A 15,360-nucleotide genomic window follows, 5' to 3' on the forward strand; every position below is an offset into this window, starting at 1 on the left:
TCCTTTCGTGGACTTGACGAAAACGGTGACCGGAGGAACCTCGCACACGCGGGCGCGAAGCCCGCGAGGGGGCAAGGACGGAATGCGCAACGAAGGCGAACTGGTGCTGGCGGCGGGGTTTGCCAGCGAGAAAGGCCCGCGGGCCGAAAACCAGGATTTCGGGGGAATACACCTCGGCACCCCGCTGGAACGGGTGCGGCACGGCGCGATCGCCGCAGTCGCAGACGGGGTCAGCGGCGGCAAGGCGGGCCGGGTCGCGGCGGAACTGGCCGTGCGGGCGCTGATCGAAGGCTTCTACGCCACGCCCGAAACGCTGGGGCTGGCACGGGCGATGAACGATCCTCTCGCCGCCTACAATCGCTGGCTCCACACCCAGGGGCGCGGCCATGCGATGCAGGACAGCGCAACCACCTTTACGGCCTTGGCCATGCGAGGCCGGCGCGCGCATCTGGTCCACGTCGGCGACAGCCGCGCCTGGCGCTTTTCCGAGGATCGGCTGACGCGGCTGACCACCGACCACGTCCGCCCCGAGCCGGACCTGCGTCACGTGCTGATTCGCGCGCTGGGCATCGAGGCGGACTTGCGGCTCGATCACGCGACGCTCAACCTGGCAGAGCACGACCGCCTGCTGTTGACCACCGATGGCGTTCACGGCGTACTGGGGGAGCGGCGGATCGCCGCGATCTTGGCCCGCCGCGCCTCGGCCGAAGCAACCGCGAGCGAGATTGTCGCCGAAGCGCTGCGGGTTGGCACCAGCGACAACGCGACCGCTCTGGTGATTGACATCGTCCGCCTGCCTGCGCCCGATCACGACGGTGTGTTCGCCGGGCTCTCCGCCCTCCCCGCGATCGAGCCGCCGAATGCCGGCGAAAGCATCGACGGCTTCCGCATCGACTACGTGATCAATCAGGGCCGCTACGCCACCCTGTTGGCCGCAACGGACAGTGAGACGAACAGCCGGGTCGCGCTGAAATTCCCGCGCCCTTCGACCTTGAGCGAACGGGCCTTGCGGCTCGCCTTCGCGCGCGAAATGCTGATCGCGCAGCGCGTGGACAGCCCGTTCGTGCTTGCCGCCCATCCGCTGCGCCCGGATCGGCAGAGCGCTTTGTACGGCGTGCAGCCGCTGATCGAGGGGGAAACGATGGAGGACCGCCTCAAGCGGGACGTTCCGCCGCTGGAATTCGCGCTCGCCCACGCGATCCGGTTGACTCGTGCGGTCGCGGCGCTGCACCGGCTTGAGATCGTTCACCGCGACATCAAACCCGAAAACGTCATGCTCGGCACCGACGGAGGATTGAAGCTGATCGACCTCGGGGTGGCCCGCCTGCCCCGGACGGAAGACTTCGCGGGCGAGGATATCCCGGGAACGCCCGGCTATATGGCGCCCGAACAATTCAACCGCCACGCGGGCGATGCCCGGACCGACATCTTCGCCCTGGGCGTCACGCTTTACCGCTGGTTCACCGGCAAGTGGCCGTTTGGAGAGCAGGAGGCCTTCCAGCGTCCGCGCTTTTCCAGCCCTGCCCCGCCTTCGCGCATACGTCCGGAAATCCCCAGCTGGCTTGACGATGCGATCCTGACCGCGATCCAGCCGGACCGGGAACAGCGGTATGACGATGCCGTCGGCCTGCTGCGGCGGCTGGAAGGTGGCGGCAGCCTGATGCGCGCGCCGCCCCGCTACGTCCCGCTGATCGAACGCGACCCGGTGCGTTTCTGGCAACTGCTCAGCGCAGGGCTGGCGCTGGCCCTTGTCGTTTCGCTGCTGCTGTGATCGCCTGGTCTTCACGGCCGACTTCCGGTTTACGCACGCAAAAAAGCCGCCACGACTTGGCCAGAAGGCCAGATCGGGCGGCGCCGTTGCCACGCTGTTGACTGTCGCCGGTTTCGCCTGGAGGCACCCCACTCTGGGCGCCGCTCCACCGACGAGGCGCAGGATAAGCGAACTAGCGCGCCGGCGTAAAGCGCTTTCTTTTGCAGCGCAGCAAATCAGCCGGGGAGCTGGGCGAGATAGTCCTGCAAGTGGTCCGGATCGAACGAGCGGCCGTCAAAAAAGCTGTTTTGCTCCATGACCATGGCGCCCTGCTGCGCCGTGACGGCGGTCGGCCGGTCAAGGCTTCCTTCCACCTTGGAGCTGGCGCCCGGCAGCAGGTCTCCCGTGCCGATCAGCGCACTTCGATAGACGTCCGGCCGGAATACTCGGGCGGCCTTGCGCGCGTCTTCGGGATCGAAGGCGAATCGATCCCAGCGAACCATCTGCGTGTAAAGCCACTCGGCCTGGCTGACCCAGGGGAAGTTCGCCGCCTCCCGGTGCTGGAACATGAAATCGGGGTAGTGGATCGGATCCGTTCCCTGCGTAAGCACCAGCCGATCGGAGATCGCCCGCAGCACCTGGTCCGGATCAGCGTCCAGATAGCGCCGCCCCGAAAGAATGGCCGCGTTCGCTTCCCAGTTCGCCGGATCGACGAAATGGGCGCCAGCCTTGCGCATCGCGCGGATCAGCGCCTCGATCTGCCCGCGCCGTTCGTCCAGCTGGCTGGCGCGCAGGGCGAGCACCTTTTCCACTCCGCGCCGCCAGATCTGCGCGGTGGCAAGCACGATTCGCCCGGCCCCGCGATCGACCGCGACGCTGTTCCACGGCTCTCCGACGCAGCTCCCGTCGATCTCCCCGTTCTCGAGCGCATCGGCGACGAACGGCGGGGCGACGGTGACGATCTCCACGTCCTCGTCCGGGCGGATGCCGCAGCCTGCCAGCCAGTACCGCAGCATGTAGTTGTGGCTGGAATAGCGGTGGACCACGCCGAGGCGGATCGGGCGGCCCGCATCGCTCCGAGCCTTGGCTTCCCGCGCAAACGCCGCGCCGACTTCCCGCGCATCGCCCAGCCCGCCGCCGGGGTTCACCCGGTCGGCCAGATCGGGCACGAGCGTGATCGCGTTGCCGTTGAGGCCGAGGACGAACGGCGCCGCGAGCGGCTGGGGCGGCCGTCCCCGGCCAAGCGTGGTTGCAATCGCCAGGGGGGCCAGCAAGTGCGCGGCGTCGGAGTGGCCATAGAGCAGCCGGTCGAGCACGGTCGCCCACGACACGTCCCGGACAAACGCGAGTTCCAGCCCTTCCTCGGCCGCGAAACCGTGCTCGGCGGCCAGGATCGGCAGGCACGCATCCACCAGCGGCAGAAAGCCGATGGTCAGCCGCTCGCTCATTGTCCATCTCCGATCAGTTCGTGTGCGGTCACCACCGCTTCGGCGATGTCGACGATCCGGCGATTGGCCTTCATCGCCTTGCTGCGCAATTCCGCATAAGCCGCCGGTTCCGGCAATCCCCGGCTTTTCATCAGGATGCGCTTGGCCTTGTCGATCGTCTCCCGATCGGCCAGCTTGCCCTTGGCCTCATCGAGATCCGCCTGCAGCCGCGCAAAGGCGCTGAACCGGCGGACCGCGAGATCGAGCAGCGGACGGATCCGGTTCGAAGCCAGGCCATCGACGACATAGGCCGAAACCCCGGCATCGACCGAGGCAGCAATCGCCTCGTCGTCGGATTCGTCGACGAACATTGCAATCGGGCGGGCAAGCGCCCGGCTGACGGCGAAATATTCCTCCAGCACGTCGCGCGAAGGATTGCCGAGGTCGATCAGGACCACGTCGGGCCCGATTTCCTCGATCCGCGCCAGCAGCCCTCGCCGCTCCGTCAGTACGAAGATTTCGCTGCCCTCGAGCTGCACCAGCCCTTCTTCGATGATCGAGGCCCGGCTGGCGCTTTCGTCTATGATCGCGATCCGCATGCCGCCCCCTATTGCACCGCAACAACGTCAAAGCGCAACCGGTTGAATGCACGATGGAAGAACCAGCCGCCGGCGCGGAGCACAAGCAGTCTCCCTAGCGGCTCACTTGGGCCCGATCCGTCCTATAATAAGGAAACAAGCGCTGCTGCGCCCGTTGATGGAAAGAGATTATAACAACTTAGATATAAGGGCTCCCGGATTTGGAACGCGAGCGGATAATTGCTATTGGCCTGCTCACGGAAACGAACGTCCGGATGCTGGGCAGCAGCCTGAAGAAGGTCTTCCCCATCCCTGAGGACGGCCGCTTCGATGCCCTGTTGCAGGCCCTCGATGAGGAAGACAGGGAGCGCACGCGCACAGCCTCCGGCACGGCGAATCCCACCGACTAGCCGTCAGGAAACTGTTTTCGTCTTGTACGCGTGCACGGCCAGCCGCTCTATGGAGCGCATCAGGGCGGCGCGGGTAAAGGGCTTTTGCAGCAAGGGAACCCTTGGCTGGTCTTCGGTCGACCCGGTATAGCCACTGATCAGCAGGACCGGCACATGCGGCCATGACCGCTGCACTTCGTCGGCCAGGGTCCACCCGTCCATGTGCGGCATCTTTACGTCGCTGATCACCAGTTCAGCCTGCGCCGCGGCCATTTTCGCCAAGGCTGCGTAGCCGTTCGGCGCTTCGGAGACGGAATGCCCGGCCTCCCGCAGCATCTCGGCGACAGCCACACGCACCAGCGGCTCATCATCCACCAGAAGGATGGTCAGCGTGCGGCCGGGCTGTCCTTCATCCACCGGCGCGAGCGGAGCCGCGGCCGTTTCTTCCGCTTCGGCCACCGGCAGCCAGATAGCCACTTCCGTGCCGGCACCCGGCTGGCTGCTGAGGCGAAATCCTCCGCCCATCTGCGACGCGAGGCCGTGGACCATCGACAGCCCAAGGCCTGTGCCCTTGCCGAATGCCTTGGTTGAATAAAACGGCTCGGTCGCGCGGGCGAGCGTCTCCTCGTCCATGCCCTTGCCGGTATCGGTTACGCAGATCCGCAGGTAGGCTCCGGGGCCAACCCCGGGCACCTCCCCTGTTTCCAGTGTCACCGCTTCGGCACGGATCGTCAGCGTTCCGCCTTGCGGCATGGCGTCGCGGGCGTTCACCGCCAGGTTCAGCAAAGCCATTTCCAACTGGTTCGGGTCCGCCATGGCCGCAGGCAGGCCTTGCGCGCATTCGATCGCAAGTTCCACCGGAGCGCCGATCGAACTCTGGATCAGGTCCTGCAATCCCGCAAGCAAGGCCGCGATGTTCACCGCACGGGTTTCCAGAACCTGGCGCCGGGCAAAACCGAGCAGGCGCTGGACCAGCGTCTTGGCCCGCTCGGCCGATTCGAGCGCGTTGCCGATCAGGCGCCCGGCCCGCGGGTCCTGCTCGGCGTAACGGCGCTGCAACAAGTCGAGCGCGCCGGTGATCGGAGTGAGCAGATTGTTGAAGTCGTGCGCGACGCCGCCAGTCAGCTGGCCCAGCGTCTCTATCTTCTGGGCTTCGTGCAGCTTGGCAAGGGCAGCTTCCCGCTCCCCCGTCGCTTCGGTGACGCGCTGCTCCAGCGAAGCCGTGAGATCCCGCAGTTCCTGCTCGATCGCGCGCCGCTGGGTGATGTCGTAGAACAGGATCGCCACCCGATCCCGCGCCCCGTCGGCCGTCGGGAAGGCATAAACGTCGAACCACCGGCCCAATGGCGCGGCGAATTGCTCAAAGCGTGCCGGAGAGCCGGTCCGGGCGACTTGCCCATAAATGTCGAGCCAGTGCCGTTCCAGCTTCGGGGCCAGTTTCCGGACGCTCTTCCCGACGACATCGGCCAGTCCGGTCTGCCGCTCGAACGCGGGATTGGCTTCAACGAAGCGGTAATCGCGGGCGACGCCGTTCCCGTCAAATTGCATCTCGACGATGCAGAAGCCCGCCTCGATCGATTCGAACAGGGAGCGGTAGCGCTCCTCCCCCTGCTTCAGTTCCTTTAACCGGGCGCGCGCCTCGTACTGGCGGCGCCGGCCGCGCAGCGCGGAATGTCCCAGGCTGACAAGGGTAGTCGGATGAAAGGGGCGTTCGAGAAAAGTCACGTTGCCCAGCAAACCGAGGTAATGGACAGCGGAAGGATTGCGCTCAAGCCCGCCGCCGCGCGTGGTGAGCAGGATGAACGGCATGTCGGACCATTCCTCCTGCCCCTCTATCCAATCAGCCAGTTCACTGGTGTCGGAACTTCGCAAGGCTTCTTCGGTCACCAGCACGAAGCCGGCCCCGCGCTCCAACTCCGGGATGAGTTCGGCCGGGCAGCGCACCGCGGCGGATGCGATACCCGCTTCCGCCAGCACCGCGGCCGCCACGGTGGCATCCCTGCCTGCCGGGGCAAGCAGCAAAGCGCGTTCGGACGATTTCCCGCCCATTATTCCTGCTCAGGCAGCAGGGAGTGATCGCTGACGAGTTGCGGCACGCCTCGCAGCACGCCCTGGAATTGCGTCAGCGGTTCTCCCAACGTCACTCCGCGGCTGCCGATGCGGTATTCGCGAATCGTATCCTCGTGCGGACCGGTCCGCTTCTTGACTACCGATATCGCCCGCTTGACCCGCCCGATCGCTTCGAAATAGCGCAGCAGGACCACGGTATCGGCGAGATACGTGACATCCACCGGGGACCGCATGTCGCCGACGAGGCCGTGCTGGGCCACGGTCAGGAATGTGGTAGCGCCCTGCCGGTTCAGGAATTGCAGCAGTTCGTGCATATGCAGCACCAGCGCGCTTTCCCCCGGCATCGCTGCCTGATAACCGTTGAGGCTGTCGATCACCACGGTGCGCGCGCCTTCCGTTTCGACGCAGTGACGCACGCGTTCGGAAAACTCGCCCGGGGTCAGTTCGGCTGCGTCGACCTGCATCACCATCAGCCGGCCGTCGTCGATCAGCGGCTGCAGATCCATACCGACGCCCTTTGCCCGCTGGATCAGAAGGCCAAGCTCCTCGTCGAAAATGAACATGGCCGCCCGCTCGCCTCGTGCAACCGCCGTCACGATGAAGTTGAGCGTCAGCAGCGACTTTCCGGTTCCGGCAGGCCCCAGGATCAGAACGCTCGACCCCCGCTCCACCCCGCCGCCCAGCAAGGCGTTCATCTCCGAGGAACTGGTGCAAAGCACGTCGCGGGAAAAATCCTTCCGGTGTTCGGATGAAATCAGCCGCGGGAACACCTGCACGCCGCCGGTCTCGATCTTCAGATCGTGGTAGCCGCCGCGGAACCGCTTGCCGCGATACTTGACGACCCGCAGCCGGCGCCGTTCGGCACCGTAGTCGGGCGCCAGTTCCTCCAGCCGGATCACGCCATGCGCGATGCTGTGCACGGTCTTGTCGTGCTCGCTCGCGGTCAGGTCATCGAGCATCAGCACGGTCGCTCCGTGCCGGGCGAAGTAGTGCTTCAGCGCCAGGATCTGCCGGCGGTAACGCAGAGAGCTTTGCGCGAGCAGGCGGATTTCCGACAAGCTGTCGAGCACGAGACGGTCAGGCTTCACCCGCTCGAATTCCCGGAAGATCCGCTTGGTCGCCTCACCCAGTTCAAGATCCGAGGAGTAAAGCAGGCTCTGCTGCTGATCCTCGTCCAGCAGGCTTTCGGCGGGAACCAGCTCGAAGACCGAAATCCCATCCAGCGTCCAGCCGTGCGATACAGCGCTGGCCCGCAGTTCCAATTCCGTTTCCGACAAGGTGATGTACAGCACCTTTTCCCCGGCCTTCACGCCTTCGACCAGGAACTGCATTCCAATCGTGGTCTTGCCCGTTCCCGGGCTGCCTTCCAGCAGGAACACCCTCTCCCGTGTCAGGCCGCCATTCAGGACATTATCCAGCCCGCGTATTCCAAACGCGGCCTGTTCGGGAATTGTGTTCGTCATCGTGTGCCGAGATTCCATTCTTCTGTGCGTGCTGCCTATAACAGAGGCACGGTGCGCCCGATAGCGCCCCCGGGAGGGCTTGCGGCAAGCGGCAAGGTAAGGCAGCAGGGACGCCGGACCGGGACCGCATCGCGTCCCGGACGTAAAAGGAGGCATCCCGCTTGGCGGATCTTGCGACCGACACCGGTCTTGGCGGCTTGCGCGTCCTCGTGATCGAGGATGAGCCGCTGATTTCCATGCTGCTGGAAGAAATGCTGTTGGATCTGGAGTGCGAGGTCGTGGGACCGTTCGCGGATTATGACAGCGCCTCGGAAGCGAGCCAGGGCGGCGGTTTCGACGTCGCGCTGCTCGATCTCGATCTTGCGGGCCGGAACACCGATCCGATCGCCGGGGAACTGGCCCGGCGCAACCACCCGTTCGCCATCGCCAGCGGCGCACCCCCAGCAACCGATCACGGCGCGGCAGCGGTGCTGCCCAAGCCGTTCACCATGGACAGGCTCGCGGCCGTCCTGCGGGATCTTCGCGCTTCGCTCACAAACTGAAGCGGCCGGTCCGTTGCCGGACCGACCGCTCTGGTTTCCACCGTGCCGCTGCTTCAGGCGCGGGGCTTTTTCGATTTCGCCCATGGCTTGCGGTCCGGCCCGCCCGGGCGTGCCTTGCCCCCGGGGCCGCTGCGCGGCCCATTGCGCTGGCCCTCGCGCGGACCGCCTGCGCGGCGGTTCTGCCGCGCCGCATCCCGCGGCGGCTCAGCGGACGGTTCGATGTGGACATCGTTCTCGTCCTCGCCCGCGGTGCGTTCCAGTGCCTTGGCGAACTTGTCGGCCACGATGCGCGGAACCTGGATGTGGGTTTCGTTGGCGCCGATGCGGATTGCCCCGATCTCATTGCGCGTGATGTGGCCGCGGCGGCAGAGCAGCGGCAGGATCCAGCGCGGATCGGCATTCTGCCGGCGGCCGATGTCCATGCGGAACCAGACGGTATCCTCGAAGCCGGGACGATGGCGTTCCTGCTGCGCTTCCCGGCGTGCCTCCGGTGTGTTCTCGATCAGCTCTTCCGGTTGCGGCAAGGCAGCACGGTGGGCACGGACGAGCGCCGCGGCGATGTCTTCGGGCGACCGTTCGGCCATCAGGCGCGCGGCGAGATTGCGATCCTCCTCGTCGAATTCGGCCGGCTCGAGCAGGGCTTCGAGCAACCGCTCACGGTCCTGCTTGCGGATTGTCTCGGGCGTCGGCGCATCGATCCATTCGGCCTCGATCCGCGCTCCGCGCAGCATGCCTTCGACCCGGCGGCGACGCGGATAGGGCACGACGAGCACGGCCGTCCCCTTCTTGCCCGCGCGGCCCGTACGGCCCGACCGGTGCTGCAGCGTCTCGGCATCGCGGGGGATTTCGACATGGACCACGAGGCTGAGCGTCGGCAGGTCGATCCCGCGCGCGGCAACGTCGGTCGCGACGCAGACCCGCGCCCGCCTGTCCCGAAGGGCCTGCAGGGCCTGATTGCGTTCCGACTGGGAATGTTCGCCCGAAAGCGCAACGACGGCAAAGCCGCGTTCCTGCAGGATCGCGTGCAGACGGCGAACGTTCTCGCGCGTGGCGCAGAACAGCATCGCGGTTTCCGCTTCGTGGAACCGCAGCAGGTTGACCACCGCATGCTCGATCTCGGACGGGGAGACGGTCATTGCCTGATAGGCGATGTCGCCGTGCCCACGATCGTCACCGACAGTGGAAATGCGCAGCGCATCACGCTGGTAACGCTTGGCCAGCGCAACGATCGGGCGCGGCATGGTGGCGGAAAACAGCAGCGTGCGCCGCCCTTCCGGCGTTGCGTCGAGGATTTCCTCAAGGTCTTCGCGGAAGCCCATGTCGAGCATCTCGTCCGCTTCGTCGAGGACGACCGCCTTGAGGGCGCCGAGGTCCAGCGCCCCGCGTTCCAGATGGTCTCGCAAGCGGCCTGGCGTGCCGACGACGATCTGCGCGCCGCCGCGCAGGGCGCGCCGCTCCTTCGACGGGTCCATTCCGCCGACGCAGGTCGCGATCCGCGCACCCGCCTGGCCGTACAGCCAGATGAGTTCGCGGCTTACCTGCAGCGCCAGTTCGCGCGTCGGGGCGATTACCAGCGCCAGCGGCCGTTCGGTCGGCGGCACGGTGCCGTCGGGGCCCATCAGGTCGGGTGCCATGGCCAGCCCGAAGGCGACCGTCTTGCCGGAACCGGTCTGCGCCGAAACGATCATGTCGCGTCCGGCGGCTTCGGGTTCAAGCACGGCAGCCTGTACTGGCGTGGGTTCGGAATAGCCGCGTGCGGCCAGAGCGTCGCCGAGAATCGGCGGAATGTTTGAAAAAGGCATGGTTCTCTTTGGCAAGGCGCCGAAAACATCGTGTGAGCGCCGGTTTTGAAGCCGGTGCATCGAACGCCGCGGCCACTTGAATCGCTTCCATAGCGGCAGCCGCTTGAATGCAAGCTGTCTCTTACGCAGAATCTCTGGAAAAACGCAAGTCAACCCTTCGGCCTTGGCCTTCAACCCGCTAAAGGGCCGGTGTGAACGCGTCCATCCTGCTTGGCTCCGACAAGACCGGAGCCCCGGTCCAGCTCGACATCGAAGAACTCCTGGCCACCCGGCTGCTGGTCCAGGGGAACAGCGGCTCGGGCAAAAGCCACTTGCTGCGCCGCCTGCTGGAAGAAAGCGCCGGCATGGTGCAGCAAGTCATCATCGATCCGGAAGGGGACTTCGTCAGCCTGGCAGAACCGTTCGGCCACGTGGTGATCGACGGCTCGGCTTATGCCGATGCGGAGATCGGCGTGATCGGCGCCCGCATTCGGGAACACCGCGCCTCGGTGATCCTCGCGCTCGACGGACTGGAGATCGACAGCCAGATGCGCTGCGCCGCCTTGTTCCTGTCCGCGCTGTTCGATGCCCCGGCCAAGCACTGGTACCCCGCGCTGGTTATCGTCGACGAAGCCCAGGTGTTTGCGCCGGCCGCCGCGGGAGAGGTCAGCGACGAAGCGCGCCGGACCTCCCTTGCCGCGATGACGAACCTGATGTGCCGCGGCCGCAAGCGCGGGCTGGCCGGGGTCATCGCCACCCAGCGAATCGCCAAGCTGGCCAAGAACGTTGCGGCCGAAGCGTCGAACTTCCTGATGGGCCGCACCTTCCTGGACATTGACATGGCCCGCGCTGCCGATCTTCTGGGCATGGAACGGCGGCAGGCGGAACAGATCCGCGATCTTGAACGGGGTCACTTCCTCGGCCTTGGCCCCGCGATCAGCCGCAGGCCGGTGGCGGTGAAGGTCGGCGCGGTGCAGACCAGCGCCCGCTCCGTCTCTCCCGGCCTGATGCCGCCCCCGCCCTCCTCTCCGCAGGAAATGGAAGCGCTGCTCCACGCCGATCTGGACGAAGCGACCAGCCAGCCGGCCCCGGTCATGCGGCGGGAACCCGAACCGGCAAAGCCGGACGATCTGCATGAACGGATTTCCGGCTTCACTGCCCCGCTGCCGCCCGAAGCCGCCCCGGAGCCCAGCGAACCGGAAGATGTCGAGCCTCTGCTGCGGGAAGTCCTGGCCGAAATGACGGCGGAGGAAGGCTGCACGTTCCAGCCAGCCGCGACGCTGTTCCAGGACTTCAACGTCCGTTGCCGGATGCGCGGCCTGAGACGGCATGGCCTCGACGCAATGCAGTTCAAGCGCCGGTTCGCAGTTGCGCTGGCGGGACTTGGCGATGAAGCGGACGCGGCCGAACTGGGCGAGGCGCTCCGCCTGGCGGAAGGCGTGCCGGACGATCTGGTCGCGCCGTTCCTGATGATTGCCAAGGCCGCCGCCGAAGGTGCGCCCTGCCCGGACGACGATACCCTGGCGCGGATCTACGGCACCAATTCCCTTGGCCGGGTCCGGCGCTTGCTGGAATATCTCGAAAAGATGGGCCTGATCGTGATCCGGACCGATTTCGGCGGGCGGCGAACGGTAACGATCCCCGAACTGAACCTGACCACGCTCGCCGCCTGAGGGAGCATCGGGCGCGTCGCACCTTGTGCCCGATGGACCGATCGAGCTTGTCCCACTAGATAGCCGCGATCTTTCAGGAGGGGTGCGATGCACGAAGCCGGTGATGTTTCCCTGCTGCGCGACGGCTTCATCCTGCTTGGCTTTGCGCTGGGGTTCGTGCTGGTCTTCCGGCGGATCGGGCTGGGCGCGACGCTTGGCTATCTTGTCGCGGGGGTTGCGGTCGGGCCGCACGGGTTCGGCTTCATCGGGGATGCCGAAGGCAAGCTGGGCTTTGCCGAACTTGGCATAACCCTGCTGCTGTTTGTCGTCGGGCTGGAACTGAATCCGGCGCGATTGTGGCGGATGAAGCGGGACATTTTCGGACTTGGCCTGATCCAGGTGACCGTCTGCGGGCTGGCACTGGCGGCATTCATCTGGACCACGGCCGGGTTCACCCTCGCCGCCGCGCTAGCGCTCGGTCTTCCGCTTGCCTTGTCCTCCACCGCCCAGGTGCTGCCGATGCTGCAATCGTCGGGGCGGCTGCGGACACCGTTCGGGGAGCGGGCATTTTCGGTGCTGTTGTTCCAGGACCTGTCGCTCATCCCGCTGATCACGATCCTTGCGGTCCTGTCCCGCAACCCGGCGGATGCCGGCGGGCCGCCCGGCTGGCAGCTGGCAATCTACACCGTGCTGGCGATCGCGGGCATCTTCGCCGCTGGCCGGTTCCTGCTCACGCCCCTGCTGCAGTTGATCGGCCGGCTGGGAGAGCGGGAGATGTTCGTCGTCGCCGCGCTGTTCACCATCGTGGCCTCGGCAGCGCTGATGGAATTCCTCGGTTTGTCGACCGCGCTGGGCGCGTTCGTCGCCGGGGTCGTGCTGGCCGATTCGCCCTATCGCCATGAACTGGAAACCGACGTCGAGCCGTTTCGGTCGATCCTGCTGGGACTGTTCTTCCTGGCCGTAGGCATGATGCTGGATCTTGGCGCAATTGCCGAACGGCCCCTGTTCGTGCTGTCGATGGCGGCTGGCCTGATCGCGGTGAAAACCGGCGTGATCCTGGCGCTGGGCCTGCTTTTCGGGATGAACTGGCGCGGTGCGCTGGCACTGGGCTTGCTGCTGAGCCAAGGCGGCGAATTCGGCTTCGTGCTGTTCGCGCAGGCCGAACATGCGCTGCTCATCTCAAGGGAGGCATCCAGCTTGTTCGGCGCTGTCGTCACCTTGTCGATGGCGCTGACGCCGCTGCTGATGATCGTCACCCGCCGCTTCCGCAAGCCGCCTCCCGGGCCGGAGCAGACGCGGGAAGAACCGGTTTCCGACGGCGCCAGTGCGGTGGTGGTCGGCTATGGCCGCTTTGGTCAAACAGTCGCGCAGATACTGCTGACCAGCAACTTGTCGATCACGCTGATTGACCGCGACATAGAGATGATCGACGTGGCCGGCAGCTTCGGGGCGAAAGTCTATTACGGAGACGGAACGCGGCTGGATGTGCTGCGGCAGGCAGGCGCCGGGGATGCGCAGCTGATCCTGTTCTGCCTCGACGGCGATCAGCTGACGGCCGAGTTCCTCCACGCCGTGCGTGAAGCGTTTCCAAAGGCCGCCGTCTTCGCGCGCACGTTCGACCGCAAGAGCCTGATCGAGCTGCGGAATGCGCCAGTTGAAGGGATCTTCCGCGAAGTATTCGAGTCCGCAATCGGCATGGCCCGCCTGGCGCTGAACGCCGTCGGCGTGAACCAGGAACAGATCGACCGCGCGGAAGGCAAATACCGTACCCGCGACAGCGAGCGGCTCGACATGCAATTCGAGACCGGCAGCTTGCGCACCGCACAGGACCGGATTCTGACGCAGCCGGAGACGAACGAAGCCCCCTAGACCCGCTCACGTGCGAAAGAAGGCGATTACTGCTCCTCGGAGGTCCGCTCTCCGACAAGTTGGTAGAACCGGCCGATGAGCTCGCCAATTGTCTCAGCTTTTTCCCGCAGCTCCTCGTCCGCGGCCACAAGAGGATGCTTCTCGATGAAGTCGGCCCACATGCTCGCCATAAGGTGCGCCCGGTCGAGCACCTCGTGGGAATGAAACGGATCGAAGTTCGGCGTCATACATTCCTTCTAGCTTACTTCCTCCCGCGCTGAAGGACGCATTTCAGGGCTCTGATGCCGCACCCTTCCCCGCCACCGTCACCCATTCGCGCACGCGCCATTCGGTGACGAGACCTTGGGTAACGTAGGGATCGGCCCGGGCGAACGCTTCGGCTGCCTCCGGTCCCTGCCCGGCGAAGAGCAGCAAGGCTTCGTCGGGCGGGTTCAGCGCTCCGCCCAGCAGCAGTTCGCCCTTGTCGGCAGCCTCGCGGGTCAGGTCGAGGTGCTCCTTGCGCAGGGCCGCGCGGCGCTCAAGGTAGTCAGGGGCGAGGGTGTAGATCAGGAGGAAGTGCTTCATCCCAACTCCCCTACCGCAAGGAAGGATCAAGCGCATCCTTCCGGATTGCCAAGCCAGGGCGGAAGGCCGGCGTGGATCAGCGTGACCTTCCCCTCGCCATCGATTTCGAACCGCAGACCCGCCTCGCTGCCTTGCGGGCTCCACGTCAGGTTCTTTCCGGGAGTGACGATGTACTCGTGGGCGGCTTCCACTGCATCAGGATAAGCGCGGCGAACATCCGCCTCGGTCGCACCCAGGCCGATCCCGCGTTCCGTCTGGATGGGAGAATCCCGCATCACCGTGATGCGGGTGACGCGCTCCCCATCGCTCATCACATAGATATCGGGGTAGCGGCCGGTTGATAGGGTGCGGCAGGATTCGGACAACTGAACGTCGTCCTCGCGCAAGCCGACCTCCCCGGTGGTTGGCGGCGGCTTGCCGAGCGCGATTGCGCCAAGTCCAGCAGGGGTAAGCTGGTTGCTGTTGCTGGCGGATGGCGCCGATGTGCGGGTGGTTTCCACAGCCGAGGGAGCAGGTACCGGCTCCGGTCCGGGAGCCGGCGGCTGCCCGGAATCGCAAGCCGCAAGGGCCAGGGCAAAGGCGGCGACGCCGTACTTTATGGAAAAGCGCATTGCGCCGCCGCCTTTTGCGTCAGTCCGGATCAGGGCAGCTGGCGTGCCATCATCAGGTGGTTCTGGATGATCGGCAGGTGCGCCCGTGCCCAGCCCTGCAGGGCCTGCCACTGGTTCATCTGCGCACCGACCTGCAGCATGGCGTAAGCCCTTTCGTGGCTCAGCATCATCTGCTGCTTGTAAAGCGCGTTGAAGTTCGCGGCGGTGCCCGCGCTGCGCAGGGCGCTGAGGCTGGCCTGCTGTTCGGCAGTCAGCGTCATGTCGATCGGCACGCGCGCTTCGGCCGCGGCCCGCTGCAACGTCTGGGTCGCCATCGTGTGGTCGTTGATCATCTTCTGCGCATAGGCGCGCACCTGCGGATCGGTGCTCATCGGGGTTGCAAGCTGCGCGGCCTGGATTTCAAAGGCGCTGTTGGCCGCAGCCATGTGGACGAAGGCCTGCTGCGTAACGCCCACTCCGGGCATGCCGGCGACAGCCGCGTTGGTTCCAACCCCAACTCCGGTACCGGCTCCGGCATAGGTGTTGCAGGCCGAAAGCGCGGCGGCACCGGCAATGGCGAACAGATATCCTGGTTTGATCTTCATGGGTTATTCTCCTTTCCCCTGCCGACGAACGGCAGGGGAAGGCGTTCCGCAAAAGATCGCACCAGAAGAACCCGATGTCG

At 65.8% G+C, this 15,360-nt stretch carries 14 protein-coding genes; 5 read left to right on the forward strand and 9 right to left on the reverse strand.

What is annotated here, in order from left to right; translation table 11 throughout:
* Positions 1-7: 7 nt before the first annotated feature.
* The gene (locus ELY13_RS09735) at positions 8-1,771 is read left to right on the forward strand and encodes a bifunctional protein-serine/threonine kinase/phosphatase (RefSeq protein WP_241233626.1); all 1,764 of its coding nucleotides are present in this window, start codon (positions 8-10) and stop codon (positions 1,769-1,771) included.
* Positions 1,772-1,986: 215 nt separating this feature from the next.
* On the opposite strand, the gene ELY13_RS09740 is transcribed toward ELY13_RS09735, so the two are convergent.
* Positions 1,987-3,198 (reverse strand): CmpA/NrtA family ABC transporter substrate-binding protein, encoded by a 1,212-nt coding sequence (locus ELY13_RS09740; protein ID WP_126173724.1) that lies wholly within the window; start codon positions 3,196-3,198, stop codon positions 1,987-1,989.
* Entirely contained in the window at positions 3,195-3,776 is a 582-nt protein-coding gene (locus ELY13_RS09745; protein ID WP_126173725.1) for an ANTAR domain-containing response regulator, read from the reverse strand. Before ELY13_RS09745 ends, ELY13_RS09740 begins: the two co-directional genes overlap by 4 nt.
* Before the next feature lie 200 nt (positions 3,777-3,976).
* On the opposite strand from ELY13_RS09745, the gene ELY13_RS09750 reads away from it, so the two are divergent.
* On the forward strand, positions 3,977-4,165 hold the full coding sequence (locus tag ELY13_RS09750) for a hypothetical protein (protein ID WP_126173726.1): 189 nt from the start codon (positions 3,977-3,979) through the stop codon (positions 4,163-4,165).
* A 3-nt stretch (positions 4,166-4,168) separates the two neighbouring features.
* On the opposite strand, the gene ELY13_RS09755 is transcribed toward ELY13_RS09750, so the two are convergent.
* Both ELY13_RS09755 and ELY13_RS09760 read right to left on the reverse strand, forming a co-directional pair.
* Positions 4,169-6,193 carry a hybrid sensor histidine kinase/response regulator gene (locus ELY13_RS09755; protein ID WP_126173727.1) on the reverse strand — a complete coding sequence of 675 codons (2,025 nt, stop codon included), beginning with the start codon at positions 6,191-6,193 and terminating at the stop codon, positions 4,169-4,171.
* The gene (locus ELY13_RS09760; RefSeq protein ID WP_126173728.1) at positions 6,193-7,677 is read right to left on the reverse strand and encodes an ATPase domain-containing protein; all 1,485 of its coding nucleotides are present in this window, start codon (positions 7,675-7,677) and stop codon (positions 6,193-6,195) included. Before ELY13_RS09760 ends, ELY13_RS09755 begins: the two co-directional genes overlap by 1 nt.
* Positions 7,678-7,838: 161 nt before the next feature.
* On the opposite strand from ELY13_RS09760, the gene ELY13_RS09765 reads away from it, so the two are divergent.
* On the forward strand, positions 7,839-8,219 hold the full coding sequence (locus ELY13_RS09765; protein ID WP_241233627.1) for a response regulator: 381 nt from the start codon (positions 7,839-7,841) through the stop codon (positions 8,217-8,219).
* A gap of 53 nt (positions 8,220-8,272) precedes the next feature.
* On the opposite strand, the gene ELY13_RS09770 is transcribed toward ELY13_RS09765, so the two are convergent.
* Positions 8,273-10,021: a DEAD/DEAH box helicase gene (locus ELY13_RS09770; protein WP_126173729.1), complete on the reverse strand. Its 1,749-nt coding sequence runs from the start codon at positions 10,019-10,021 to the stop codon at positions 8,273-8,275.
* Positions 10,022-10,212: 191 nt separating this feature from the next.
* On the opposite strand from ELY13_RS09770, the gene ELY13_RS09775 reads away from it, so the two are divergent.
* Both ELY13_RS09775 and ELY13_RS09780 read left to right on the forward strand, forming a co-directional pair.
* On the forward strand, positions 10,213-11,673 hold the full coding sequence (locus tag ELY13_RS09775) for an ATP-binding protein (protein ID WP_126173730.1): 1,461 nt from the start codon (positions 10,213-10,215) through the stop codon (positions 11,671-11,673).
* A gap of 87 nt (positions 11,674-11,760) precedes the next feature.
* Positions 11,761-13,521, forward strand: a complete 1,761-nt coding sequence (locus ELY13_RS09780; RefSeq protein WP_126173731.1) for a cation:proton antiporter domain-containing protein — start codon at positions 11,761-11,763, stop codon at positions 13,519-13,521.
* A 26-nt stretch (positions 13,522-13,547) separates the two neighbouring features.
* Here the strand turns inward: ELY13_RS09780 and ELY13_RS09785 are convergent, their stop codons facing one another.
* The 4 genes from ELY13_RS09785 to ELY13_RS09800 are packed head-to-tail and all read right to left on the reverse strand — an operon-like array spanning position 13,548 to position 15,280.
* On the reverse strand, positions 13,548-13,748 hold the full coding sequence (locus tag ELY13_RS09785; protein ID WP_126173732.1) for a hypothetical protein: 201 nt from the start codon (positions 13,746-13,748) through the stop codon (positions 13,548-13,550).
* Positions 13,749-13,791: 43 nt separating this feature from the next.
* Positions 13,792-14,085, reverse strand: a complete 294-nt coding sequence (locus ELY13_RS09790; RefSeq protein WP_126173733.1) for a YciI-like protein — start codon at positions 14,083-14,085, stop codon at positions 13,792-13,794.
* A 26-nt stretch (positions 14,086-14,111) separates the two neighbouring features.
* Complete coding sequence (locus tag ELY13_RS09795; RefSeq protein ID WP_126173734.1) at positions 14,112-14,696, reverse strand: hypothetical protein; 585 nt, start codon at positions 14,694-14,696, stop codon at positions 14,112-14,114.
* 29 nt (positions 14,697-14,725) lie between these two features.
* Positions 14,726-15,280 carry a DUF4142 domain-containing protein gene (locus tag ELY13_RS09800; RefSeq protein ID WP_126173735.1) on the reverse strand — a complete coding sequence of 185 codons (555 nt, stop codon included), beginning with the start codon at positions 15,278-15,280 and terminating at the stop codon, positions 14,726-14,728.
* Positions 15,281-15,360: the final 80 nt, after the last annotated feature.

It is taken from the genome of Altericroceibacterium xinjiangense (assembly GCF_003958635.1).
GTDB lineage: Bacteria > Pseudomonadota > Alphaproteobacteria > Sphingomonadales > Sphingomonadaceae > Altericroceibacterium_A > Altericroceibacterium_A xinjiangense.